The organism is Terrimonas ginsenosidimutans, assembly GCF_022012415.1.
Taxonomy (GTDB): domain Bacteria; phylum Bacteroidota; class Bacteroidia; order Chitinophagales; family Chitinophagaceae; genus Terrimonas_A; species Terrimonas_A ginsenosidimutans.
Window position 1 is genome coordinate 12,566 of sequence record NZ_JAKLTR010000001.1, and the last position, 24,786, is coordinate 37,351.

The window sequence follows — 24,786 nt, forward strand, 5'->3', positions numbered from 1 at the left end:
CCTCTGTTCCCGTTATCGGTTTAAACGCATCCGGAGCAGGAGGAATCTGCGCCATTCAGCGTAAATGAGGTAACTTCAGCACATTAACCAAACTACACCAAAACGCTGGAGATGTTCCGGACACTCCTTATCCTCTTCGCCACCTTCAACGCAATGTTCCTTGCTGCTCAGCAACTCATGCCCTCTAATCAGCAGCGCTTTAAAACAGAAGATGGGCTCCCCCAAAGTTTTGTTTCCGGTATTGTTCAGGATAAAAGCGGTTTTATCTGGATCGGCACACAGGATGGCCTTGCCAGGTTTGACGGCCGCAGCTTCAAATCATTCTCCTCTGCAAACACTAAAGGAACAGACTTCCGCTCTTATGTGATCAATGATCTTGTCATCAACAAAGACGACCATCTCAGCCTGTTCTATCAGGGCGGAACGGTAGATGATTTTGATCCGGTCAGTTTCACCGTCAGGCCAGTCACCGGCGGAAAACGAAACCTTCCCCCGATCAAACAGGGAATAGTAGCAGGAAATACCTCTGACAATCTCCTCAACTTCATGTACAGGATCAATGGCGATGGGCTTCACTGGACAGAACCATCCACGGGAGAGAAATTTCAGGCCGGAACCCGCAATGGTAAACTTCAGAATGACACGATCATCACCGTTACAAAAGACCGCCAGGGAAACCTGCTTGTTGTGACTCCGTCCGGAATAGATTTGTCACGAAACAGCGGAAAAACATTCGAACATACTTCCTTCCGCATCCCTTACGACAGCACGCCTTTACAGCACAAAATAGTCGTGGTATTGCCGGACAACACCATCGTCATCCGGAACAAAGGCATGCTCTCCCTGATCAATAAAGAGACAAGATCCGTCAGCTGGATCGACCCCGGCACAAAAGAATCCTACAATTCGACAAGTTTCAATTTTGTAAAACTTGACCACCAGGACAGATTGTACTTTGAATCCTATGGTCATATCTTTCGCAGGGAACATGATGGCAGGCTTCATCTTCTCTGGAAGAACCCTTTCAGGATGAACATCACTGCTTTCCTCATTGATCGTGATGATGTGCTTTGGGTAAGCCCCAACGCGGAAGGATTATATAAAGTCACCCTTCAGCCTGGTCTTTTTAAATCCTACGAATACGAGAAAGGTTTCTTCCCGGATGCAATGAAACTGGCCGGTCTGCCTGTTGAACAATTGCCGTCATCATGGTTCCCCCGAAAAGAACATTTCTTTTTTTATACAGCTTTCGGACCGGATTCCACTCAATATATGTGCTATGGAGACCAGGATACGATCTTCAAAAATCCAAACTTGTTCTATGTAGACCACAAGCAACTCAGAGCTCTGCCATTCCCTTCACGCACAGGAGCAATTCTCCGGGGCCTTACAATTTCAGATAGCGGCGATATCTGGACTGTTGACCCGCGTAGAGGAGGCTTCTGGCATTGGCAGAACAGATCTGTACAACCCGACTTCATACCTGTTGATTCATCAGGCAACTCACCGTTAAAGCAACTGGCAGACATCAAAGTCGCAAAATATAAGATCTGGATCAGTACTTATTGGAAAGGCCTGTTTGTTTTTGAAAACGGTAAGATGGTACATGTGGGGAAGAATCCGGGTGACACAAACAAACTACCGGATAATCTTACTGATATCTGTCTAAATCCAACAAATCCCTCCCAGTTATGGATCGGTTCACGCGGTGCCGGGTTGATCCTGTATGATGAAAAAAAAGGTGTTCGAAAAATTTTTACTACAGAAGACGGTCTTTCCAATAATACGGTCTATTCTATTGTAAGCGATCACTCCGGGATCTTATGGTTGAGCACCAATAAAGGAATCTGCAGATTTAATCCAACTGATTTTTCCATTACGTCCTATGTAAAATCCGATGGCATTGCTGGAAATGAATTTAACCGTCTTCATAAACTTGTTTTTAATGATGGCCGGATTGCCCTCGGTGGGTTAGAGGGTTTTTCCGTATTCCGCCCTTCTTCTTTCAACAATAAAAAAGAGCCATTAGCTGTGCCCGTTGAAGTCACAGGTATCAGCATCAATAACATCTCACAGGATTTTTTGAAACAGCAATCATTTGTAAAAAGCCCGCTCACAGAACTCAAGAAACTCGAACTTCCCTATAACAGAAATTATATTGCTGTTGAATTTTCCGCGCTTCAGTTTACTGAGCCATCAAAAATACAGTATCGCTACATGCTGAAAGGTGTGGATAACAGCTGGCGGGAATCCGGCAATAACAATATTGCATCCTACGCACAACTTCGCCCCGGTAGTTACAAATTACTGATCAATGCGACCGGCCAGAATGGAGTATGGAGTAATAATGTAAAGGAACTTGATATTATTATCCGCCCACCCTTCTGGGCCACCTGGTGGGCATATGCACTTTATGCGATCGCTGCCTTTTCGATCTTTACACTGTATTTGCGGCATCACAGAAAAAGAACAAAAGAGCAGGAGCAACTGGTGTTCAAACAAAAAGAGACCGAGCATTTAAAGGAACTGGACAAATTAAAAGATCAATTCTTTTCAAATATCACACATGAATTCAGAACGCCGCTCACGCTGATCATTACACCACTTGAAAAGCTCTCGCAGGATCAGTCGATGTCCCCGCAGGCTGGTCAAACGCTGATCAGCATGCAACGGAATGCCAAAAAACTCTTGCGCCTCGTAAATGAGTTTCTTGATTTTTCCAAACTGAATAAGGGACAGATGAAAGTAAGCCTTAGTCATGGCGACTTCAATCTCTTCGTTGAAAGTATCGTTCAACAGTTCCAGGATGCAGCGAAAGAAAAGAATATCAACCTGAACTACGCGTCTTCTATCAGCAATACCATTCACGCATTTGATGAAGAAAAGTGGGAAAAGATCCTCTTCAACCTGTTGAGCAACGCCCTGAAGTTTACCGACCATGGAGGAAAGGTAAATGTGTCTCTTAGGTCACTAAAAGACCAGGATATTGAACTGAGCGTTTCCGACAATGGGATCGGGATCGACCCGGGAAATCTTTCTTTGATATTTGAGAGGTTCTACCAGGCGGATTCTTCCGACACGCGCCATTATGAAGGAACCGGTATTGGCCTCGCCCTGGTAAATGAACTAACCTGGCTGATGAAGGGCTCTGTAAGAGCTGAAAGCACGAAAGGAAAGGGTTCTTCTTTTATTGTAGTATGCCCGCTTGAAACAGTAGCAGCTGAAACGGCCAGGGAAGTCGCCATTGATGAAAGGCTGGCTCAGGAGGATAACGAACCTCTCAGGAATCTTCATGAAAAACCATTGATCCTTGTTGCAGAAGATAATGCTGAACTCCGCCATCTTCTTGCAGAGGGATTCACTACCGACTGGCAGGTGATCACGGCTGCAGATGGCTTAATAGCGCATGAAATAATCCTTTCCGAAATGCCGGACGTGATCATCAGCGATATCATGATGCCGGGTAAGAATGGCATGGATCTTTGCCGGATCGTCAAAGAAGATCAGCGTACAGGCCATATCGGGTTTATCCTGCTCACATCCCGCGCAGCACATGATGTAAAACTTAAGGGGCTTGAAACGGGAGCGGATGACTACGTGATAAAACCATTTCATTTCGATGAATTGCAGCTCCGGATCTCCAATCTTCTTTTATTACAGCAAAAACAGCGGGAATTTCTGCGACTGCAGGCTTTGCCTGCTGATCCCGGGATTGCGTTGCCAAAGATCACTGACGCGTTTATTCAACATGTTTATCAATTGCTGGATGCCCATTTGGATGATCCGCAGCTGAACGTAGATTTCCTCGCGCGAAACCTTTCCATGAGCCGGAGCAGTCTGAACCGGAAGCTGAAATCGCTCCTCGATATTTCCGCCAATGATCTGATCAGGAGATACAGGCTTCAGCGCGCCACGGCCTTACTGGCAAGCGGAAATGATATTTCATCCACAGCATATCAGACCGGGTTCAACACACCTTCCTATTTTTCACAATGCTTCCGTGAGCAATACGGGATCACGCCATCCGAGTATATCGCTTCGCTGAACGGACGTTAGTGCATCCTGTCCGAATCTCTTAATTGTTACACGATTGAATCAAAATTGACAGCCTTTGAATCAAAACTGACAGCCCTTGGCTGCCTCGTGGAGTTAGCTTTAACCGACCGAAAACATCGTTTAGTGTCCGGTCGGACACCATTAACCAAAACCTTACGATCATGAAAAAAACACCATTAGCTCCGCAATTCCTGGCGCTGTTAGGTCTCGCCATTTCTGTTTCCTCATTTGGTCAAACTGATAAACTGATCGCCATTAATACAAACAATCGAATCACAACCGAACCGGCTGCCGGCTACAATGCGGCTCCTGCCCCCAAAATAGTATCTGCCACCGTTGAAGAAGGCTTTGTAAAATGGTATCCACAGGCCACCAATGCAAAATGGTCAACGATCGAAAAAGGTTTCCAGGCTTCTTTTACAAATGCCGGTCAGAAAACAACGGCCGTCTTCGATACCCAGGGAAAATTCAGCTATTCTGTGGCAGAAGTATCTGCCGAAAATATGCCGCAGGAACTTATAGCATTCATCAAAAAAGAATATCCGGGTTACAAACTGCTTCAATCCGTTGCCATCCGCGACAATGTCAAAACCATTTACCAGACCTCCCTGCAAAATGGCAACGATTTTATCAAGATCAAGTCTATCGGCGAAGAAATGGAAGTGAGCTCATTAAAGAATCAGTCCGTCCAGTAAATCATTTCCTCTTCCCCTTTTTAGGTACCGGAATACCTCAGCCCTGGAGAAAGCGTCATTGCTGGATTCGGGGCTTTTTTGCGGGTCGGCTGCGGTGGCCGTTGTCCGTTATCCGTTGACCGTTGACCGAGCTGGGCGATAATCATTACCATCGGACCAAGATCATCGGTCAACGGTCAACGGATAACGGACAACGGTCAACGAACTCCGCTCGAAAGTGGTATAATCATTGCCAACTTCCTCTCTGACTAGACAGGAATGTATGAATCTCAAGCCAAAGACAACATTAACAGAATCGGAAGTGCAGGCGGGACTGAAGCTGGTACGGGTAGAGGGGTTGACCACGGAGGCGATGACAACGCTGATCGGAGGCGCCTTTCTCGTCGCACTGGCACTTTTACTTGGTGCAAATAATTTTCAGATAGGTCTGCTGGCAGCATTGCCCACCCTTACCAATGTCTTCCAGTTATTATCGGTTTGGCTAGTGCGACGGTATAACAACCGGCGGGCGATCAGCGTGGTTTGCTCATTGCTCGGGCGACTGCCGCTCGTAATTGTAGGAATTCTTCCTTTTTTTACGGAAGGGTCCATACAACTGGTGATCTTTTTCCTCTTTTTTTATTATCTCTTCTCCTCCATTGCCGGACCAAGCTGGAATGCATGGATGAAAGACCTTGTTCCGGAGGCGCAACTCGGGTCATTTTTCTCCCGCAGAAGCGGCAGTATGCAAATATTGAATGTGATCCTAAGCCTGATCCTCGCTTTTGTGATCGATTATGTGAAAGATCACTACCCGCAATATGAACTCACTACCTATTCGGTTATGTTCATCATCGCCGGCATTTCAGGATTATCCGGTGCACTATTTCTTCTCTCCAGAACGCCAGAGCCACAATCAATACTTGCGAAAGAAAATATTTTCACACTGCTGAAACGGCCTTTGAAAGATGTGAACTTCCGGAAGCTGCTTGTATTCAATTCAGCCTGGGTTTTTGCATTGAATATTGCGATCCCGTTCTTTACTGTTTACATGTTGAGAGAACTAAAACTGGAAATGACATACGTGATCGCACTCACGGTGATCAGTCAGCTTTGCAGCATCTTCACCATCCGCATGTGGGGAACCTTTTCTGACCGTTATAGCAATAAAACAATACTCGCCATCGCGGCACCGCTTTATATTCTTTGTATTATCGGATGGTGTTTTGTCGGGATCTATACAAAATTTACCCCAAACCTGATCTTGCTGGTGATCCTCCATATCGGTGCCGGAATTGCAACCGCTGGGATCAACCTTTCATTGACCAATATCGGCTTGAAACTCGCGCCAAAAGAACATGCGATCGTTTATCTTTCTACAAAAAATATCATCACAGCTATTTTTTCCGCGGTTGCTCCTATCATCGGCGGATTACTGGCAGATTTCTTTGGCAAACGTTCGCTTGTCATCAATGCGCATTGGGATAGTCCCAGCTACGACAAGGTTGTCTATCTGTTGAAATTGCATGACATGAACTTCCTTTTCCTTATTGGTGCCGCACTCGCATTTATCTCCCTTGAACTGCTTGTACGGGTGAAAGAAGTAGGTGAAGTCGAAAAGAACACAGTCGTACGCATCATGCGGAGCAGTATTAAGAATAATCTGAAAGATTATTTCCTGATCGGAAACCTGATCACCTGGCACGAGCATCTCTTTGGATTCTTCAAAAAGCGGACACCAGATCATTCCAACTCGCAAAAGAGCTGAAGACGCCAGATGTGTTATATTTGAAAAAACAAATCATGAAAGCCTTCCTCATTGCCGCCATTTCTTTGAGCATTTATCAAACTTCAAATGCGCAGGCACCTGTTGGCAAGATCGATCCCACTACAAAGCTTGACACGCTTGAAGTCGCTTGCGGCATGTGTCAGTTTGATATGACCGGTGATGACTGCGCTCTTGCTGCGCGGGTGAATACAAGAACCTACTACGTGGAAGGCACACATATCGACAAACATGGTGACGCGCACGCGAAAGATGGTTTCTGCAATATGATCCGCAAAGCGGAAGTGCAGGGAGCGTTTTCAGGTGAGAAGTATAAGGTCACCTATTTTAAATTGTTACCGCTGGATAAGGTTGCGCCGAAGAAGCCTTAACTGCTTCTTCTTTATTATATCAAACAGGTGCAAAAACGGCAAGCCCGGAAATATTGCCTATCCGGAAGACCGGCCGATATTGATTGACCGTCGATCATCGGTCTCGGCCATCGAGCTTAGTAATTTTACGAAAATCCTTTCCCGCATGGATGATTGGATATCATTATTATTTTCCGCCTCTCACCGTAAAACCCGCAGCCGCCGTGAATTTTACAGGCATAAAAGACCAGGACCAGAATTAAATCTTTGATCTATAAGGAAATACCTATTGTTTTTTTCAATACAATGCGATAATTTGGCAATTCTGTACAAGCATTATGCAAGTCTAAAAACCATCTTGCTCAAACCAACAGCCATCGTTATCTGGCTCTGTATAAGAATTACGAAATGAAACGGATTGTCGACTTGGTCACTGCTTTTACCGGCCATACATTACGCGGCCGGATGGAAAATGACCCTAACGGAGATTGCGCCATCGTTCAGGCTAAAGACCTTACTACCAGCGGTGTGGTCAAGTTCCGCAATACTCCTTACCAGATTAAATTAAAACAGGTTCCTGCAGCCCAGCTGCTTCAACGTGGAGATATACTTGTTCTCTCGAAAGGCACTAACAATAAAGCCTTGCTGTATGATTCGCAGTTTGCAAGTGCCGCAGCAACTTCTGCATTCACTGTATTACGTATCACCACCAATCAGATCAAGCCCGCATTCCTGGCGTGGTATATCAATAGCCCGCAGGCACAGGAATATTTCAGCACGCAACGTGCAGGTACCACAACACTGAATCTGTCTAAAAAAGCGATAGAAGAATTGCCGGTACCGGTTCCCCCATTGCTCAAGCAGGAGTTGATGATCAAGCTGGTAAAACAGCATGAGCTGTATTCTTCATTGGTTGATGAATACCAGCAGCAATTACAACTACTCGTAAACAACTTACTGAACAACCGGCTTAACGATAAAACCGTATGAGTACAGAACTCCACTTTCCTTCACAAGATCATGTGAATGCAGCTGTTTGGGCAGCAGGAGAATCATTCCGTGGCAGCCTGGATCTGCAGGAATACAAAAAGCACCTGCTCTCGTTTTTCTTCTTCAAATATATAAATGACGCAAAAGCATCCGGACTTCTCAACGAGATCGCCATTCCCGAGAAATGCGGATATGATTACGTTAAAGCACATAAGAACAATGCCGATCTCGGTGGCCTCATTAACAAAGCGATGGAAAGAACCGCCGCCGAGAATGAATGGATCAAAGACATTTTCAGCAATATTGATTTCACTTCCGATAAGCTTGGTGCATTAAAAGAAAGGAACCGCAGGCTGCGCAAACTCATTGCCGACTTCTCAAAGAAACAACTCGATTTTAAAACATTTCTTACGCACGACAGGAAGATCATTTCCCGTGCCTGGACATATCTGTTAGAACGCTTTGCCACCAACGCCGGTAAGAAAGGCGGCGAACACTATACGCCCGGGGAAGTAAATGAACTGCTCGGCAGGCTGATGATGCCCCGGCCCGGCGACACGATCTGCGATCCTGCATTCGGCTCCGCGTCCCTTCTTGCAGCAACCGCCATGCAGATCCCTCATGCAGCAAATGAAACACCCGATACACTTGTATTTGGGCAGGAGATCGAGCGCGATAATTTCGATACAGGAAGAATGAACCTGATCATTCACGGTCTTCCTTCCAGGTTGGAACTGGGTGATGTGATCCGCAAACCCGCATTGACGACAGAAGACACACTGATGAAGTTTGATATCATCGTCAGCAATCCGCCCTTCTCTTATGAGAACTTCCATACAAAAGAAGCAACGAAAGACAGCTTTCATCGCTTCAACCGCGGCGTTCCACCTTCCACAAAAGGCAATTACGCATTCATTCTTCATATCCTTGAAACATTGACGCCTGAAAAAGGGAAAGCAGGCATCGTTGTTCCGCACGGCGTCCTATTTCGCCTGGGTACAGAAAAGACCATCCGCGAGAATATCGTAAAAGAAAATCTGCTGGAAGCAGTGATCGGCCTGCCGGCGAACCTCTTCTTCGGCACCGGTATATCCGCCGCCATCCTCATCTTCAATACGACAAAACAACACCAGGACATTCTCTTTATTGATGCCGGAAAGGAAGCAGAGAACGGAAAGAAACAAAGCCGCATGCGCCAGCAACATATCGACAAGATCGTTGACACCTATGACGGATTTCTGGCGGGCGGCGGAAGTATGGATAAATATTCCCGCAGAGCGTCTGTCTATGAGATAGAGAAAAATGATTTCAACCTGAGCATCAGCCGCTATGTAGATACAGTTGAGAAGAAGAAGAAAGCGGATATTTATTCAATACAGAAACGAATGGAAGAACTGGAAAAAGAAATGAGCAGAGCCAAATCAGAAATGAACAGATACCTCAAAGAAATGGAATTTTGATTGGCGTAAGGCTCCCGCAAATGAACGCAGATCAAGACGCTGATACGCAGATTTGCCTATAATGATAGGGAATCTGCGTTCATCTGCGGGAACCTTATGCCAATCAATAAAAGATCTATCTTCCAATCACCACCCTTCCCGTCTTCACTTCATTATTCAAACTCAATCTGTAAGTATACACCCCATTCACCCCACTTTGAAAATCCCGCTGATGTTTTCCTCTCTCGAACGTTCCGGAGGCAAGTACTTTCACCAGTCTTCCTGTATTGTCAAACATTTCCAGTCTCACCTTTGAAGTTTCTTTCAATGCAAATTCTATAGTGGTGCGTGAATCAGCCGGGTTCGGAAATGCTTTCACGGTATTCTCCTGGATCAATTCTTCTTTTGGAGGCTCTGGCGCAACAGGAGTAGTTTCCCGCACTGGTGCTGTTCCTCTTGCGATACCATCATTTACCAGTTCGGAACGCAATACCCACAATGCATGTCCGCGTGAAGGCGCCCAAAGATGCACCCTTCCGTCATTGGCCACCGTTGTTTTCATATTTGTATCCAGCGCATTGACAAGTTGCTGATTTTTCCAATCGGCATAGCCGGATGTAGCTGTTCCATTCGGGCTGCCATCATTATCTACCCAGATACCGCGTGTAAGGCTGCTGTTGTTATTGATCACAAGGATTCCTCCGCTTTTTGTTCCATTGCCCTGACGTCTTGCCGCATACACATTGTACGTATCGCCCGCAAATGTTGTGGTGCCATTAGGTGAGGGCTCAGTTACAGGATTTCCCTGCTGCGTTAAGACGATCATTCCGCCATTCAGATAAGTGCGGCGGATGAACATCAGCTTATCAATATCTCTTTTCAATGAAGCGGGAGGAGTAACCGTCAGGGCATTGTTATGATTATCGACCTGCGTTACGCCATAATATTGCGGATAAAATAAGCATGGTCGACCTTCAGCGAACAGGATATAAGCATACGCCATCTTCCAGTCTTTTGTTACCCACTTATCATGTTCTTTACCGGTATCGTGGTTTTCAACAAAAGTAACAACGGATGTTCCCGGCAATGAATTGCCGCCGTTATCCCTTACCATACCGGCATTGTTCAACCAGGCCATGTTGAAACTGGCGCCTGTTCCATTGGTCATTTCAGTCAACGTGTTTTTCAAAGGGAAATCAAACACGTCAACATCCGCACCACTTGTAGCAAGTGTATTCACCCAGTTCTTCAAACGGTATTTAAAACCAGTAAAATACTCTGCCACCACAAAGCGCTGGGCGCTGCCGATCTTCGGCATATTGTTGACCCAGTCTGCGACAAAGCTTTCCTGGAAGCCACGAACAAAATCAAGCCTGTAACCATCAAACCCAACTGTGCTTGTCAGCCAGCTTCCCCAGTTCTTCAATCTTGTTGCAACGGTACTGCTGTACGTGTTGAAATCCATTCCAAACCATTTTGTATTGGGAACGAGCTGATCTTCGAAGCCGCCTTCTGTGCTGCCGCCATCACCAAGATAATCCGCCGCATCAACCGGATGGAAATGTGAATAGTCCCAGGTATAATTTGCTTCACCGGTTCCTGTGTGATTGACATAGTCAACCGTTGTGGCAGTATATGCTTTCAATGTCGTGCTGGCAAGGTTCGTTCCACCATACCATACCGCAGATGGATAGTAACCGTTTGATTGGGCCGCCCATTGCCATTCCCATGCACTGGTGATCGGGTTCGTTCCTTCCCTTTTTGCAGTCAGTACGATCTCGATCGTATCCGCCGCAGGCAAAGTGATCTTATATTCATCGATATCCGTGTTGTTTTGCATGTGGCCGCTGTACGTGCGCTGGTCAAGGGCAACGTTGAAATTACCGCTACCATTATTTGGTTCTGATTCCCAAAGTTGCGAGCCGGGCGACGGAGGCGCATTATGCGTAAACTTGAAATAAACATCGTACCCGCGTTCGCCGACAACACCAGCATAGTTCAGGAAATAACCACCTATCTGGATATAGTAGTCACCCGCTGCCGCATTGGGAATGATCCAGCGGATCTCATTCGTTGGATAGGGAACGCGCTGCGTTCCTCCAACAACTGCTTTATTGAACACATAGGTTTTCACCGCAGGGTTATCGCCGCTTTCATGCGGCATGGAATTCTCTGTATAAATATGATTCAGGATGATATCTGCATAGAGATCCATTCTTGGCGCACCGCCACTTGTAGAATGTGCGGATGTGATGAGACTGGCTAATTCGGAACGCGAGCCAAAACGTGTTTCAGTCGTTCCTTTCTGATTGTAATTACCAAGATCATAATGATCGAACACCCCATACCCCATATCACCAATACCAAAGTTTCCCTTGGAAGGAGGAGGCATCCACAGCGCACGGATACCGGCATTTTTCATTGCTGTCATCTTCGCGCGAAGCGTATCATACCAGAAACCGTTCTTACCGGGTTCATTCACGGGCACGTTCCAGTAAAACGCCTGCATCATTACATCGTCTTGAGCATGGGAGGTTGCTGGCCGATATAATAGCATCAGCAACAACAGTAGTGTAGTTGTTTGTTTCATATGTAAAGTTTAATCGTTAACGTAGGAAGAAAGCGTAGGCGGGCAGGATTAATGGTGTACAAGATACACATTAAAGGAAACGCAGAACAGTTCCACATTCCGGAAGGACGGAAAACCTGGAATTACACATGTAGAATCGGGTAGATACACTGTTTTCACATGAAGGGAAACCATTAAAACGGCCGCATACGAATGCAAATAGATGTTGATAGAGATCAAGTAGCGAGCGGACGGCAGAGGCGGAACGCGGCGGCCGCCGCAATACACAACGAGCGCAACGAAATACAATGTCTTCAACAGCTGTTTCGCCGCGTCCGTAGCGTTTCGCCGCGGCCGCCGCGTTCCGCCTACGCCAATCGAATCTATCACTGCTGCCTACAGTGAATTCAGTTCACGTTTGATATTCCGCCTGGCCTGCTCTTCATACAATGAAAAGAAATGTTCTGTCTTGAAGATCTTCGGCAGATGCAAAAAGTGTTGCAGTACTTTCTTTCTTCCCGGCTTATACATAAAATCAGGAAAAACACTGTATTCCTTCCGGATACTGGCAGCATATGTCTTATACGCCTCCTCCTCACCTCCCAGGATGCAAAGATCTGCATCCGTGAAGAAATTGGTATCCGGGTCATCGCTGATGTGGTGCCCCTTAGTCGCGATAATATGCCGGTAACAGCGGTTAGCCCGCTCCTTTTCAAAACCTGCATCAAGTAGTTTGGTCACCGCCTTCTCGGCACTCTTTTCTTCATTGTTCCCGTGCTTGATGTCGTAAACAAAATCATGATACGCGATGGCTCCCAGGATGACCGGCCAATCCTGGATCTGATGCTTTACCGGTTGAAGTTGCTGCCAGATGGATTCGAGATGTTGAAAAGAATGATAATGCCTGCTTTTGTGTGAGTGTTGCATAGCGATTTCCTGCCAGAAAGCATTGGTTACACTCCCATCGTTGCCTGCTTCCGTAAACACGTTCTTAAAATCGGTTTCGAACATCTCGTTTCTTTTAATGTTTTACTGATTAAAACTACAGAATCCCAGCAGAATTATTTTGGAACAAAACAGCGAATCTGATCATGCCCTGCTTGAGCTTGATCCTTCCGGGTGGCGTAGGGCCCCCTCTAAATCTCCCCCTTCAGGGGAGACTTTACGTCGCTTAAAAAGGTGACTTCAATTCAAAGCGCATATTAACCACGTTATAACGACTAATTTCAAATCTCGGAGTGCAAGTCTCCCTTGAAGGGGGAGATTTAGAGGGGCCCTACGCCAGCCAATTCCCAAGCTGACAGTTATAGACCTGCCTCACCCGCAATTTCCTCCTGAAAAACTCGTCTAACCCCTTTATCTTATATTGCAGAATCATCTAACAACCGCTCTGATAACCCACTTATGCCAAAACGACTAATTACACTCGCCGCATTAGCGGCCTCGCTGGCAACAACTGCCCAGCGCACAGACTCACTGTCTCGCCAGGATTATGAAAATGCCGCCAAATTCCTCGGATTCGGTACCGAGAACCTGGTTTTCCGCAATGGAATGCGGCCCACCTGGATCGAAGGCTCCGACAAGTTCTGGTACGCTGTCAACACCGAAAAAGGAACAGAATTCTTCCTTGTGGACGCTGCAAAAAAAGCAAAACAACCAGCTTTTGATCAGGCAAAATTGGCCGCTGCATTATCCAAACAAACCAGCCGCAATTACGATCCTTACAAACTTCCTTTCCAGACCATCGCGTATTCTACTGATGGAAAATCCATCGCCTTCAGCGCAGATTCCAAAAAATGGAACTATGATCTGAAGACTGGCTCCATCACAGAAGCCGGCACCGCTGCGAACGAAGCAGGCGGTCAGCAAATGGGAATGGGCGGCGGCCGCCGTGGTTTCGGCGGACTGGAATCCACTTCTCCTGATGGCAAAAAAGCTGTCTTCATCAAAAACTATAACCTCTGGATCCGCGACGTTGCTACCAAAGAGGAAAAACAACTGACCACTGACGGCGTAAAAGATTTCGGATATGCTACTGATAACGCCGGCTGGGCAAGCAGTGAAAGAGCGATCCTGAAATGGTCGCCCGATTCGAAAAAGATCTCTACTTTCCAGCAGGACGAACGCAAAGTTGGTGATATGTATCTCGCTACCACTAATGTTGGTCACCCAACCCTCCGCGCCTGGAAATACCCCCTGCCGGGAGATAAAGAAGTGGCCATGCTGCACCGCGTGATCATCGACCTGGAAACAGGAAAAGTGATCCGCCTGCAAATTCCTCCGGACTTTCACCGTTCTTCTATCAGCGACAACATTACTGATGGCGGATCACTTGCTGATATCGACTGGAAAGCGGACGGCACCGAAATGGCTTTCCTTTCTACTTCCCGCGATCACAAGATCTCAAAAATGCGCATTGCCAATGCAGCAACCGGCGCTGTAAGAGAAGTATTCGAAGAAACAGTTCCTACACAATATGAATCAGGCCGCGGCGGTGTTAACTGGCGCTATCTTCCTGCAACAAACGAATTCATCTGGTATAGCCAGCGTGATAACTGGGGTCACCTGTATCTCTATGACGCCACAACAGGCCAGGTGAAAAACCAGATCACCAAAGGAGAATTCGTTGTATCCCGTATTGTTGAAGTAGATGAAAAGAAAAGAGAGATCACCTTCACTACAACAGGTAATGATCCGGTGAATCCTTATTACTCGAATCTTTATCGCGTAAGCTTTGATGGAAAGAAACTGGTTGCACTGACTTCTGGCACTGGTACACACAGCGCAAGCTTCTCTCCTTCTAAAAAGTTCATCATCGATACTTATTCACAGCCAAATGTCCCTGCTGTAACCGTACTGCGTGATGCAAACGGCAAGCAGCTCATCGAGCTGGAAAAAACAGATATCTCCAAACTGGAAGCGACTGGCTGGAAAGCTCCAACGCCGGTGAAAGTCAAAGCACATGATGGCAAGACAGATATTTATGGCCTGGTATTCACTCCAACAAAAATGGATGCCAGCAAAAAATATCCTGTAGTGAATTATATCTATCCCGGTCCTCAGGGTGGTAGCGTTGGCAACTGGTCATTCTCCACTGCACGCAGCGATCACCAGGCATTGGCTGAGCTGGGTTTCATTATCGTACTGATCGAAGGAACCAGCAACCCTAACCGCTCTAAGAGCTATCATGATATGAGCTATGGTAACATGGCAGAGAACACGATCCCTGACCAGATCACAGCGATCCGCCAGCTTTCACAAACCTACCCGATGGATACAACCAAAGTAGGTATGTGGGGTCACTCAGGTGGTGGCTTTGCAACGGCAACGGCCATGTTCCGTTATCCTGATTTCTATAAAGTGGGCATCTCTGAGTCAGGCAACCATGACAATCGTAACTATGAAGATGACTGGGGCGAGCGCTACAACGGTCTGGCTGAAAACGTAAACTACGGAGCACAGGCAAACCAGAACTATGCACAGAACCTGAAAGGAAAGCTGATGCTTGCTCATGGTCTGATGGATAACAACGTTCCGCCTTACAATACCTTATTGGTAGTAGAAGCATTGCAAAAAGCAAATAAGGATTTTGACCTGGTGATCTTCCCGAACAGTGCGCACGGATTCGGTCAGTACTCTTATTATATGATGAGAAGAAGATGGGATTATTTCGTGAAGCATTTAAGAGGCATTGAACCTCCGAAGGAATTTGAGTTGAGAGCGCCGACGGCGGGGAGGTAAGACATCATAGCTTATAAATTTTGAGAAGGGATCGCAGTTCTGCGATCCCTTTTTTGTTTTCCATTCCCAATATTACCAACAACATTTTAGGATAGTATTAATAAGAGCCCCTTTATGTAATCGCCGAACAAAAAGCATCTTAAAATAAAAAAAATGAAAAAACCACTGCTATCTGCGGCTTACTTTCTTGCAATAACCAGCATTCATGCGCAACAAAAGAATTTCATTGACCAGCCTTACCTGGAAGTAACGGGATCCGCTGACTCTCTCGTAACACCAAATCAGATCTTTATCCGGATTTTTGTTTCTGAAAAAGATACAAAAGACCGCATACCTCTGGAAGACATTGAGGTAAAAATGGTGAAGTCCCTTTCAGCATTGGGTATCAATACAGAAAATCAATTGCAGGTGAGTGATATGCTGAGCAACTATAAATATTTTTTCCTGAAGAAAAGAGACATTCTGAAAACAAAGGAATACATGCTTGAAGTAAACAGTGCATCGCTCGCGAGCGATGTATTCATTGAACTGGAGAAACTGGATATTTCAAACGCCTCGATCGATCGCGTTGACCATACACAAATAGAAGCGATTAAAAATATTTGCAGAGGCAAAGCGATTGCAGCAGCAAAGCAGAAAGCGCTCGCACTAACTAAACCTCTCGGACAGGATGTCGGAACTGCCATACATATTGTCGACACCGAATCAATTTCATTGAATCAACTACAGGGTAAAACTGCGGGAATTCAAATCAGGGGTGTATCATCAAACGGCTATATTGATAAATCGGTTTTACCAACTGTGGATTTTCAGAAAATAAAAGTGACGTCCGGGGTAACAGCGGCGTTCGTGCTAAAATAAAAGAAGAAGAAAATGCTGCAAACGATTATCGGAGTTGATAAGAACGATTGCGTACCTTCCCGGAAGCAAACACACTGAACTTTTATGAAACTACAGGATAAAAACTGGGCAAAGCTCGACGGCGCCAACGGAAAACTTTACGATGTCTCCATACCCCTCCTCAAAATGGAACAATCCACAGATCCCGCCGCGCACGCAGCCATCTGGCAGGAACTATGGAACAACCTCCACCAGCATGGGAAAGTAGGGCTTGCCTCATATCTTGCGATCCCGCAATTAGTACGCATTACAAAAGAAAAGGGGATCATCGATTGGAATCTTTTTGCCCTCTGCAGCATCATCGAACAAAAACGCCATGAGAACAACAATCCTGATCTTCCTCCCGCTGCACAAAAGTATTACCAGCAGGGTTTAACGGAATTAAATACCCTTGCCATGGAAGCGATCAAAACCGACCAGGAGGATACATTGTTTGTAACGGCACTTGCCGCAATTGCCACCTGTTCCGGAAGAACACGGCTGGGAAATGCATTGATCCAATTAGAAGACGAACAGGTACTCGAAGAGTTCCTGGAACAGTTCTGATCGATATCAGTATCGCAAAGGCCGCTAAGTAAAACGCAAAGTGCGCAAAGAAAATAGAGATCTCTTTGCGCACTTTGCGTTTTACTTAGCGGCCTTTGCGATACTCCATTGCTTATCTCGAACCACCTTTCGACTGATGAATAGCAGCTGCCCTCGCTGCCATGCTTTTCTCTTCCAGCTTCTGCTCCACTTCTATGATCGCCTGCAAAAGATTGGTAGGTGTATCCGTGAGTTCCGTGATCGCATCGATCATCAGGTTCCAGACAGGTTTCATTTTCGTCACCATCTCCTGGCCTTTATCGGTGAGCTGCAGCAAACGCTTTCTCGAATCGATCTTATCTTTCTTTGATCTGATCAGTTTCTCTTTCTCAAGTTCCTTCAATAAACTGATCGTTGACGGATGCGTGTAGCCAATCTCAACAGCAATCTCCACTACGCTCAGCAGCGGCTTATGATAAAGTGTATAGATCACCGGGAACCATTTCGGTTCAAAAGCAATCTGGTGATCTTTATAGATCTGCAATCCGTCTTTGCGCATCATTTCTGCAAGGCGTTGCATCCTTGTCGCGATTGCAAGAATTCCTACATCATCGATCAGACCCATGTTCAACTGTTTGGTAAAAAATAAATGTATGGATTAATGTGCGGTTGGAACAGTTGTTTCCAGGCGTATTTCGTAAAATATATGGTCGGGTTTCATGCGCGGAAAATGCGCAGGCAATTCTTCTGCAGTTATCTTGCTGAAGCCATTCTTTTCATAAAAGCGCTGAGCAGCCTGAAGCTGTCCGACAGTTCCCAAACAAACTCTGGGAATGTTGTTCTCCTTGCAATATTGCAATAGCGTATCCAGTAATTGCTGCGCGATACCATATTCTTTTCCGCGGTATTCTTTCAACACAAACATCTTCCGGATCGCACCAACACCGTCGCCGGCATTGATCAGTGCGATGGTCCCAACCAGCTTATCCCCATCGAAACTGCCCCAGAAACCTCCGCCTCCGTTAATGTAATTGCCTTCAATATCCAGCAGATCGGGTTGATCTTCCAGGGTGATCGGCACACTAAATTCAATTTGCTGAATAGGCAGGATAATCTTGATAATATCCTGGCAATGAGAGTTATCCAGGAGGTTTGTATGGAAGGATCGATTCATGTTCGTTGATTTGAACACAAATATAGGTAGTTAACTACGTATCTGAAAACATTTTTATTTCCGCTTATTCATATCCGCCCAGCCAGGAAATGGCACATACGTAATATAGCCGCACCCATTGCTCATTCAGAGAGCCACGAAAACTCAATGCATCGATCTGATGGATCAATCTCCCTTCAAGATCCAGCATTTCTTTTTCGCTATATGTCAACAGCAAATTGAATTGATGATTGATGAGATCATCCCGATAGTCGACAATATCATCAAGTATGCCGAAGAATAACCCAACCCTGTACAGGTGTATCAATAACAACCATCGCTCAGTTGACTGCTTGAGGAATACCCAGCCTGGCATTCCCATCAGTACAAACGGAAGTGCAGATTTCCGCATGCCACTTGTCCCGTCCACACCGTTGATGCGGACCGTCGCCCTTTCCGCATCATACATTTTCAAAGCAGTTTTATTGATCAGCTGATACACCTCAAGATCATCCGGACCGGTACATAAATTTTTCAGCTTTCGGAAATACAATTGTATCAGCTGGTAGATCTCCATTCTTGACATGCCGGGTTTTGCTCCCGGTGTACCAACGAAGTCAACCCGTTCAAGTTCCGGCCGCGAGAGGGGATCTTCATCATTATTTTTAGTATCCACTATATGATCATAGAGGCATACGATGAGGTTTGATAAAGCGCCAAGCTTCACCAGTTCCGGTCTCCGTTCATTCTCCGTCAATGGCAGGAACTTATCGGAGAAAGCCATTCCAAAACCAATGATCCTGATCAGTGTTGATTTAGGCAGGTTCACCTCTTGCAGAAAATCAGTTTCCGTAATCTCCTTTTCCTTAAGATCGTTGATCAACTGGTCCCATTGCATGAACCCCGCGAGTTCGATCTTCCTGCGGTCGACCAGGTAAGTCTCACGACTTAGCTTCGTCTTAAGATTTGCCAAAAGCCGGCTTTTCAGCCCGTCTATTGAAGCAGCTTTCTGATAAGCATTCATAAATATAAAGACAATGAATAAAGTACTGATGCGGTAGTAAAGCAACGGTTATGATCCTGTATGATACAGCCGCCGCCTTTGCCTTGCCAGTTCCAGTTCATGATCGTTGCGGGATCGATGGTATGTGGAAAGGGGATCCGAAGCAGCGCTGATGATTCCCATGAACCATCAGGAGATTGCAGTGAGATCAACTCATCTAACACGTATTCTATCCAGTAGGCACATTTTTGTTCGTCGCCGCATTTCAATATGCGCAACAGGTAAGAAAGTTCAAAGGGCAGGAAGGATCTGGATGAACGCAGTTTCTGTATACTCCAATTGACTGACTGCTCAACTGCGTCGCTCAATTTCTTTTCCGGCATATTGTTGTTCAATCTGCAAAATCCTTCCGCTATCAGTCCGGTGGAGTAGGCACTGGTTACCCACCAGTAGGCGGGCCATGCGCCATTCCCCTGTTGCTGATCCAGCAAGTACCGGATCATGTTTTCATCTGCGAGTTCTGGTAAGCTTAGCGCTGCTGCTGTTACGCATGTATGATCATGGCACCACCCTGCGAAAGAGATATTCTTTTTTAGTTTGGTGAACAAACGGATCATCCGGTCGTCTTTATATGTACTGATTCCGCCATTCGATTGAATATGCCGTCGAATGAACGCATAGCTTTTTGACTGGCGCGAAGGTTCGATACCGAGTTGACTGGCGAGCAATAACACCCAGATCGTTGAATCTGCATCAGCCGGCACGCGGCTATTGAATCCCCATTTACTTTGCTTAAGAAACATCCTTGACCCCGAAAGCTTATGCCATACTTTTTTGCGCAGCTCATGTGCTTTCTCATCATCGATCAGTACGAGTTGACAGGCGATATAGGCAGACACCCAGTTTGTACCGGGGCCTGCCAGTGTTAAAAACTCTTCCCATACGCCTTTGCGTTGATAACTGTCAAAAAGGAATTGCAGTCCATGCTGAACAGGTATCCTCATATCCATGAACCTCCGCCTGTATAGCTATGGATCCAACTGTTTGATTGAAAGCAACGCCTGCCTTTCCTGACAGTGCCGCCGCTGGCCCAGCTTCCGCCTTCCACTACTTTCTCCCATACTTCGCCTGTGTCGGAATTCCAGATCATGAATTTACCTACACGTTCTATTTCGTTTCCTTCCAGCTCGTCTGTTTCGCTTCGGAATTTATCCCAGTCATCACCAAATGGCGCGGTGGCGCCGCTGCCATTGAAGCAGGCATGTTCCACTGCTTCAGAATCCATTTCGGTTCCTCCGCAGGCATGGACCATTTCATGAAGCAGCACAGGTCCAACCCTGGTTGATGATGTATTGCAAATAAGAATATTGTTGCCACTGTTCCGGCCATCGAGTCTGTCGCATTCAGAATCGGTACAGTCGATCTCTATCTCCCTCCACTTTTCATTCAGCTGACCAGACAGTCCGCCAAAACAATTTAAGCAGGAACGGGAACTGAAGTTATTGAACGCATTGATGATCGCCTCCCGCTGCGCCACGCTGCAGTCAGGCACTTCTGTTCCTCCTCCATTCCAGCTTCCTCCTTCGGTATGTGTTGTCCAGGTTGCCATAGTATTAAGGTTTATTGCTTGTTTTTATTTTTGAAATGCCACGCGATCCATACACCGCCGCCAAACACGGATTTCTCCACAGACGTAACCATTCCATAAAAGCACTGACTGGCATAGGTGCCGCCATCGGTGATCTTTATTTCGTGCGTGAACTGAAGATCCTGCGAAGACTCCTTATCGTAGATCATCAACGACAACCTGGTTTCTTTTTCATTCGATTCACCTTTCAGCGAACCTTCGAAGATCTGCGGCTTGTCAATGTCTTTCACGGTTAGCTTGAACCGGCCGCTCAATTCACTTTCTCTTGCTTCGATCTTCATTTCGAGAATACCTTTGTATCCTCTTACGTCAATGTAGTCTCCTTCCCATGTACCAGGAAGAATAGTTGAAACTCCCATAATAGATAAGTTTAAATAAATTAAAAACAATAAGATTCAGTAAACATCATCGAAGCTAACTAAGCAGAGGAATGATTCATCACCAGTAAAGCGTGCAAAAGGATAGAGATAAATAGTGAGTAGTTATTGAAACACCAGGATCTTGGTACTATAAAAGAAAGCTATTTCGGGGAGAAAAGATCCAATATGCTACGAATTCTTTGTATTTCATCGCTTATATCTCATAAAGGATATAAAGCGATCATTGTTTGTACCGGATAAGAATTCTTTAGGAGGATGGATAAACTTAATCGATCATTGGCGTAGGTTCCCGCCTCTGCTTTGCTTACGCTTACGCTTGCGCCGAAGCTTCAGCGTAGGAGCACGGCGGTCGGTGCCCGCAGAAGACGCAGATCATAGCTTCCAATGATTGTTGATTGCATTAACAGCGTACACATCTTAATTCGCATCCGCAGACGACGCGGATAAGTTACCGTATAATGGATACTTATCTGCGTCATCTGCGGATGCGAATCACAACCGATACCTTATGGCATCACTAACCAATAAATAAACTGGTAAAATCTGCGTCATCTGCGGGAACCCACGCCATACTACCGAGCCGGAAATTCCACTTCCATCTTCGGCGTCGGCTGATCGAGAATGAAGTTCAACACCTTCACCGAAACATCTTCCGGGTTGATCAATTCCTGGAGGGAGATCTTATTCAACAATTGATCTACCGTATGCTGTATCATCTGCCACAGGGACCGGGCAGAACAATCCACTGAATTCGTACACAATCTCATCGCACCGACATGCGAATCACAAAAACGTTTGTCAAACAACACACCACCCAATGCTTCGAGTACCAACCGGATATTGATATCTTTTGGCGCTCTGGCCAGCACATATCCTCCTTTATGTCCCGGTGTGCTATTAATAAAGTTTCCCATCCGCAAAACCCGCGTGAGCTTCGCCACATAGTGACTGCTCAGGCCTTCGGCCTCTGCGAGCTGCGGAATGCTTAAGCCAACGTTGTCTGGACAACGGGCAATCCTTATCAGGATCCGCAAACCGTATTCTTCTTGAGCAGTGATTTTCATTTTCGGATAATATCTTAAATCGAAAGAGGAGTATCGCAAAGATCACTAAGGGCCGCAAAGGGCGCTAAGTATCTTAAACCGAAATCATCTCCAATATGCTGAATAATTTTCTCCATTGCGTCCCTGGCGGTCCTTTGCGCTCTTTGCGAAGCTCCTACGCAAGCCGCCCTACATAAATCCCAATTCCAACTGTGCCGCCTCCGACATCATCGTCTTATTCCACGCCGGACTCCACGTCACCGCCACATGCACATCATTCACCCCTTCAATCTCCTTCACCTTCTGATCTACCTCTACCGGCAACGATTGTGCCGCAGGACAACCCGGCGCTGTCAATGTCATCACAATTTGTACATTATTCAACGGTAAGATTGATACTTCGTAAATCAATCCCAGCTCCCAGATACTCACCGGCAACTCCGGATCATAAATGGTCTTCAACACATCAATCACCTTTTCTTTCATTTCATCTTCGTTCATCATCATCGCTATGTAGTTGAATGTTTCAATTTAAATGCTAACGCGTAATTCTTGATCTGTTTCACCATCGACAACAATCCATTCGAACGCGTCTGCGCAAGAAAGGATGTCAACCCTACTTCTTTGATAAAATCCAGCGGCGCTCCTATGATCTCATCCGGTGTTCTTCCCGAAAGAACTCTCACCAGCATGCTGATCAATCCTTTTACCAACACTGAATCACTATCCGCACTGAAAAAGATCTTTCCATCTTTATAGTCTGCCTGCAGCCAGACCGATGACTGGCAACCGCGGACCTTATTATCATCTGTCTTATACTGATCATCGAGCACCGGTAACTTCTTACCCAGGTCGATAATGTACTCGTATTTATCGTCATTATTATCAAAGAGTCCAAACTCTTCGACGATCTCTTTTTCTATATCCCTGATCGTACTCATCCCTGTCAATTATGCCAGTAATTTGATAGCTCTATGCAAGCCTTTCACCAGTTCATCAATTTCTTCCGTTGTATTATACGCCGCAAACGATGCACGTGTTGTACCCGGAATGCAGAATCGGTCTATCAGCGGCTGCGCGCAATGGTGACCAGTTCTCACCGCAATCCCGCGGTTATCCAGCAAGATCGCGATATCCTGCGGATGCAGTTTATCGATAATAAATGAAACCAAACTCACTTTTTCCTTCGCCTGACCGATGATCTTCAATCCCGGGATCTGTTGCAATTGTTCTGTTGCATAATCCAGCAATTCATCTTCATGTCTCCGCATCACATCCTTACCTGTTTCATTCACAAAATCGATCGCGGTTTTCAATGCAATCGTATCCGCAATATTCGGCGTTCCCGCTTCATATTTATAAGGAAGATCATTGAACGTGGTTCCTGTGTACTTCACTTCCTTGATCATTTCTCCACCACCCTGGTAAACCGGCATTGCTAACAGGAGATCTCTCTTGCCATACAACACACCAATCCCCGTCGGGCCATATAATTTGTGGGAAGAGAAAGCGAAAAAATCGCAATCCATATCCTGCACATCGATGTCCAAATGCACGGTCGATTGCGCGCCATCTACCATCACCAATGCACCAACTTTGCGTGCTTCAGCAATTATATTCTTCACCGGGTTCACTGTACCCAATGCATTTGATACATGTACTACGGAAATCAGCTTCGTCTTCGGCGAAATCAATTTCAAAAATTCTTCCCAGATCAACTCACCATTATCATCCACCGGGATCACTTTCAGCACCGCGCCTTTTTCTTCACACAGCAATTGCCAGGGAACGATGTTGGAGTGATGCTCCATATTCGTAATGATGATCTCATCGCCGGCTTTTACATTCGCTCTTCCCCAGGTGGCTGCGACAAGATTAATACCTTCAGTAGTCCCTCTCGTAAATATAATTTCTTCTCTGCTTGAAGCATTGATGAAATCTTTCACGGTATCGCGCGTTGCTTCAAAAGCAGCAGTTGCTTCTTCAGCGAGTGAGTGAATCCCTCTATGAATATTTGCGTTAAAACCGGAGTAGTAATTCACCAGTGCGTCGATGACTACCTGCGGCTTTTGTGAAGTAGCTGCATTGTCGAGATAGATCAAAGGATACCCTTTCACCTGGCGTTTCAGGATCGGGAACTGCTCGCGGAAAGACTGTACATCGAAAGTCTTTTTCTTCACTTCGGTATCTATTGATGTGATCATAGCTTACTTTTTATCTGTGATACACTTGCCCACTATTGTCTTCTTCTTTCAAAGTCTTTTCTTCTTTCGGACTGCTCGTGCCGCCTCAATCCCTACAACTTGTTATCCCGGGCGATCTCCTTTCAACCCCTCACAAACTTAAACGACCGAGACCCGGGACCCCTCTAACTACCAAACCCTTCTCTACCTTTCAACCTCCCGACCTCTCAAATCATTGAAGAACTCTTCAACTCGAGAGACCCCGGGTCTGGCTTGCAGTAAGATTGTTACCCTATTTAGTTCGCCCGCCCGGGGAAACAGAGCGGGACGGGGCTATGTAAACAGC

21 protein-coding genes are annotated in these 24,786 nt (G+C 46.0%); 9 read left to right on the plus strand and 12 right to left on the minus strand.

Annotation, left to right across the window (positions count from 1 at the left end):
* Positions 1–111: 111 nt before the first annotated feature.
* The 6 genes from LZZ85_RS00060 (at position 112) to LZZ85_RS00085 (ending at position 9,316) form a co-directional block, all read left to right on the plus strand.
* Entirely contained in the window at positions 112–4,056 is a 3,945-nt protein-coding gene (locus LZZ85_RS00060; protein ID WP_237867871.1) for a hybrid sensor histidine kinase/response regulator transcription factor, read from the plus strand.
* A gap of 161 nt (positions 4,057–4,217) precedes the next feature.
* On the plus strand, positions 4,218–4,751 hold the full coding sequence (locus LZZ85_RS00065) for a hypothetical protein (protein WP_237867872.1): 534 nt from the start codon (positions 4,218–4,220) through the stop codon (positions 4,749–4,751).
* 262 nt (positions 4,752–5,013) lie between these two features.
* On the plus strand, positions 5,014–6,498 hold the full coding sequence (locus LZZ85_RS00070) for an MFS transporter (protein ID WP_237867873.1): 1,485 nt from the start codon (positions 5,014–5,016) through the stop codon (positions 6,496–6,498).
* Between the two features lie 35 nt (positions 6,499–6,533).
* A complete protein-coding gene (locus LZZ85_RS00075) occupies positions 6,534–6,887 on the plus strand; it encodes a DUF6370 family protein (RefSeq protein ID WP_237867874.1) in 354 nt (117 codons plus the stop codon).
* A 387-nt stretch (positions 6,888–7,274) separates the two neighbouring features.
* The gene (locus LZZ85_RS00080; protein WP_237867875.1) at positions 7,275–7,856 is read left to right on the plus strand and encodes a restriction endonuclease subunit S; all 582 of its coding nucleotides are present in this window, start codon (positions 7,275–7,277) and stop codon (positions 7,854–7,856) included.
* A complete protein-coding gene (locus tag LZZ85_RS00085; RefSeq protein WP_237867876.1) occupies positions 7,853–9,316 on the plus strand; it encodes an N-6 DNA methylase in 1,464 nt (487 codons plus the stop codon). Before LZZ85_RS00080 ends, LZZ85_RS00085 begins: the two co-directional genes overlap by 4 nt.
* 115 nt (positions 9,317–9,431) lie before the next feature.
* Here LZZ85_RS00085 and LZZ85_RS00090 read toward each other — a convergent pair whose 3' ends face one another.
* Positions 9,432–11,885 (minus strand): T9SS type A sorting domain-containing protein, encoded by a 2,454-nt coding sequence (locus LZZ85_RS00090; protein WP_237867877.1) that lies wholly within the window; start codon positions 11,883–11,885, stop codon positions 9,432–9,434.
* Positions 11,886–12,260: 375 nt separating this feature from the next.
* A complete protein-coding gene (locus tag LZZ85_RS00095; protein ID WP_237867878.1) occupies positions 12,261–12,875 on the minus strand; it encodes an HD domain-containing protein in 615 nt (204 codons plus the stop codon).
* A gap of 393 nt (positions 12,876–13,268) precedes the next feature.
* On the opposite strand from LZZ85_RS00095, the gene LZZ85_RS00100 reads away from it, so the two are divergent.
* The 3 genes from LZZ85_RS00100 (at position 13,269) to LZZ85_RS00110 (ending at position 17,051) form a co-directional block, all read left to right on the plus strand.
* Complete coding sequence (locus tag LZZ85_RS00100) at positions 13,269–15,605, plus strand: S9 family peptidase (protein WP_237867879.1); 2,337 nt, start codon at positions 13,269–13,271, stop codon at positions 15,603–15,605.
* A gap of 153 nt (positions 15,606–15,758) precedes the next feature.
* Positions 15,759–16,466 (plus strand): SIMPL domain-containing protein, encoded by a 708-nt coding sequence (locus LZZ85_RS00105; RefSeq protein WP_237867880.1) that lies wholly within the window; start codon positions 15,759–15,761, stop codon positions 16,464–16,466.
* Between the two features lie 84 nt (positions 16,467–16,550).
* On the plus strand, positions 16,551–17,051 hold the full coding sequence (locus LZZ85_RS00110; RefSeq protein ID WP_237867881.1) for a hypothetical protein: 501 nt from the start codon (positions 16,551–16,553) through the stop codon (positions 17,049–17,051).
* Between the two features lie 112 nt (positions 17,052–17,163).
* Here LZZ85_RS00110 and LZZ85_RS00115 read toward each other — a convergent pair whose 3' ends face one another.
* From LZZ85_RS00115 to LZZ85_RS00160, 10 genes are all read right to left on the minus strand, one after another.
* Positions 17,164–17,655 (minus strand): MarR family winged helix-turn-helix transcriptional regulator, encoded by a 492-nt coding sequence (locus LZZ85_RS00115; protein WP_237867882.1) that lies wholly within the window; start codon positions 17,653–17,655, stop codon positions 17,164–17,166.
* A gap of 33 nt (positions 17,656–17,688) precedes the next feature.
* The gene (locus LZZ85_RS00120) at positions 17,689–18,204 is read right to left on the minus strand and encodes a GNAT family N-acetyltransferase (RefSeq protein ID WP_237867883.1); all 516 of its coding nucleotides are present in this window, start codon (positions 18,202–18,204) and stop codon (positions 17,689–17,691) included.
* 64 nt (positions 18,205–18,268) lie between these two features.
* Positions 18,269–19,207 (minus strand): hypothetical protein, encoded by a 939-nt coding sequence (locus tag LZZ85_RS00125; RefSeq protein ID WP_237867884.1) that lies wholly within the window; start codon positions 19,205–19,207, stop codon positions 18,269–18,271.
* Positions 19,204–20,196 carry a prenyltransferase/squalene oxidase repeat-containing protein gene (locus tag LZZ85_RS00130; RefSeq protein WP_237867885.1) on the minus strand — a complete coding sequence of 331 codons (993 nt, stop codon included), beginning with the start codon at positions 20,194–20,196 and terminating at the stop codon, positions 19,204–19,206. Before LZZ85_RS00130 ends, LZZ85_RS00125 begins: the two co-directional genes overlap by 4 nt.
* Positions 20,187–20,795 carry a hypothetical protein gene (locus tag LZZ85_RS00135; protein WP_237867886.1) on the minus strand — a complete coding sequence of 203 codons (609 nt, stop codon included), beginning with the start codon at positions 20,793–20,795 and terminating at the stop codon, positions 20,187–20,189. Before LZZ85_RS00135 ends, LZZ85_RS00130 begins: the two co-directional genes overlap by 10 nt.
* Before the next feature lie 11 nt (positions 20,796–20,806).
* Positions 20,807–21,193: a hypothetical protein gene (locus LZZ85_RS00140; protein ID WP_237867887.1), complete on the minus strand. Its 387-nt coding sequence runs from the start codon at positions 21,191–21,193 to the stop codon at positions 20,807–20,809.
* Positions 21,194–21,786: 593 nt separating this feature from the next.
* Positions 21,787–22,278: an RrF2 family transcriptional regulator gene (locus tag LZZ85_RS00145; protein ID WP_237867888.1), complete on the minus strand. Its 492-nt coding sequence runs from the start codon at positions 22,276–22,278 to the stop codon at positions 21,787–21,789.
* 168 nt (positions 22,279–22,446) lie between these two features.
* Positions 22,447–22,764 (minus strand): iron-sulfur cluster assembly protein, encoded by a 318-nt coding sequence (locus tag LZZ85_RS00150; protein ID WP_237867889.1) that lies wholly within the window; start codon positions 22,762–22,764, stop codon positions 22,447–22,449.
* Positions 22,765–22,766: 2 nt separating this feature from the next.
* Complete coding sequence (locus LZZ85_RS00155) at positions 22,767–23,198, minus strand: SufE family protein (RefSeq protein ID WP_237867890.1); 432 nt, start codon at positions 23,196–23,198, stop codon at positions 22,767–22,769.
* Positions 23,199–23,207: 9 nt separating this feature from the next.
* Entirely contained in the window at positions 23,208–24,461 is a 1,254-nt protein-coding gene (locus LZZ85_RS00160) for a cysteine desulfurase (RefSeq protein ID WP_237867891.1), read from the minus strand.
* Positions 24,462–24,786 lie beyond the last annotated feature (325 nt).

Excerpts from the sequence above, each read along its gene's own strand:
- LZZ85_RS00160 (WP_237867891.1), bottom strand. The coding sequence starts at position 24,461 with ATGATCACATCAATAGATACCGAAGTGAAGAAAAAGACTTTCGATGTA.
- LZZ85_RS00120 (WP_237867883.1), bottom strand. The coding sequence starts at position 18,204 with ATGAATCGATCCTTCCATACAAACCTCCTGGATAACTCTCATTGCCAG.
- LZZ85_RS00060 (WP_237867871.1), top strand. The coding sequence starts at position 112 with ATGTTCCGGACACTCCTTATCCTCTTCGCCACCTTCAACGCAATGTTC.
- LZZ85_RS00125 (WP_237867884.1), bottom strand. The coding sequence starts at position 19,207 with ATGAATGCTTATCAGAAAGCTGCTTCAATAGACGGGCTGAAAAGCCGG.
- LZZ85_RS00140 (WP_237867887.1), bottom strand. The coding sequence starts at position 21,193 with ATGGGAGTTTCAACTATTCTTCCTGGTACATGGGAAGGAGACTACATT.
- LZZ85_RS00150 (WP_237867889.1), bottom strand. The coding sequence starts at position 22,764 with ATGATGATGAACGAAGATGAAATGAAAGAAAAGGTGATTGATGTGTTG.
- LZZ85_RS00080 (WP_237867875.1), top strand. The coding sequence starts at position 7,275 with ATGAAACGGATTGTCGACTTGGTCACTGCTTTTACCGGCCATACATTA.
- LZZ85_RS00075 (WP_237867874.1), top strand. The coding sequence starts at position 6,534 with ATGAAAGCCTTCCTCATTGCCGCCATTTCTTTGAGCATTTATCAAACT.
- LZZ85_RS00070 (WP_237867873.1), top strand. The coding sequence starts at position 5,014 with ATGAATCTCAAGCCAAAGACAACATTAACAGAATCGGAAGTGCAGGCG.
- LZZ85_RS00110 (WP_237867881.1), top strand. The coding sequence starts at position 16,551 with ATGAAACTACAGGATAAAAACTGGGCAAAGCTCGACGGCGCCAACGGA.
- LZZ85_RS00100 (WP_237867879.1), top strand. The coding sequence starts at position 13,269 with ATGCCAAAACGACTAATTACACTCGCCGCATTAGCGGCCTCGCTGGCA.
- LZZ85_RS00135 (WP_237867886.1), bottom strand. The coding sequence starts at position 20,795 with ATGGCAACCTGGACAACACATACCGAAGGAGGAAGCTGGAATGGAGGA.
- LZZ85_RS00145 (WP_237867888.1), bottom strand. The coding sequence starts at position 22,278 with ATGAAAATCACTGCTCAAGAAGAATACGGTTTGCGGATCCTGATAAGG.
- LZZ85_RS00105 (WP_237867880.1), top strand. The coding sequence starts at position 15,759 with ATGAAAAAACCACTGCTATCTGCGGCTTACTTTCTTGCAATAACCAGC.
- LZZ85_RS00095 (WP_237867878.1), bottom strand. The coding sequence starts at position 12,875 with ATGTTCGAAACCGATTTTAAGAACGTGTTTACGGAAGCAGGCAACGAT.
- LZZ85_RS00155 (WP_237867890.1), bottom strand. The coding sequence starts at position 23,198 with ATGAGTACGATCAGGGATATAGAAAAAGAGATCGTCGAAGAGTTTGGA.
- LZZ85_RS00065 (WP_237867872.1), top strand. The coding sequence starts at position 4,218 with ATGAAAAAAACACCATTAGCTCCGCAATTCCTGGCGCTGTTAGGTCTC.
- LZZ85_RS00085 (WP_237867876.1), top strand. The coding sequence starts at position 7,853 with ATGAGTACAGAACTCCACTTTCCTTCACAAGATCATGTGAATGCAGCT.
- LZZ85_RS00130 (WP_237867885.1), bottom strand. The coding sequence starts at position 20,196 with ATGGATATGAGGATACCTGTTCAGCATGGACTGCAATTCCTTTTTGAC.
- LZZ85_RS00115 (WP_237867882.1), bottom strand. The coding sequence starts at position 17,655 with ATGGGTCTGATCGATGATGTAGGAATTCTTGCAATCGCGACAAGGATG.
- LZZ85_RS00090 (WP_237867877.1), bottom strand. The coding sequence starts at position 11,885 with ATGAAACAAACAACTACACTACTGTTGTTGCTGATGCTATTATATCGG.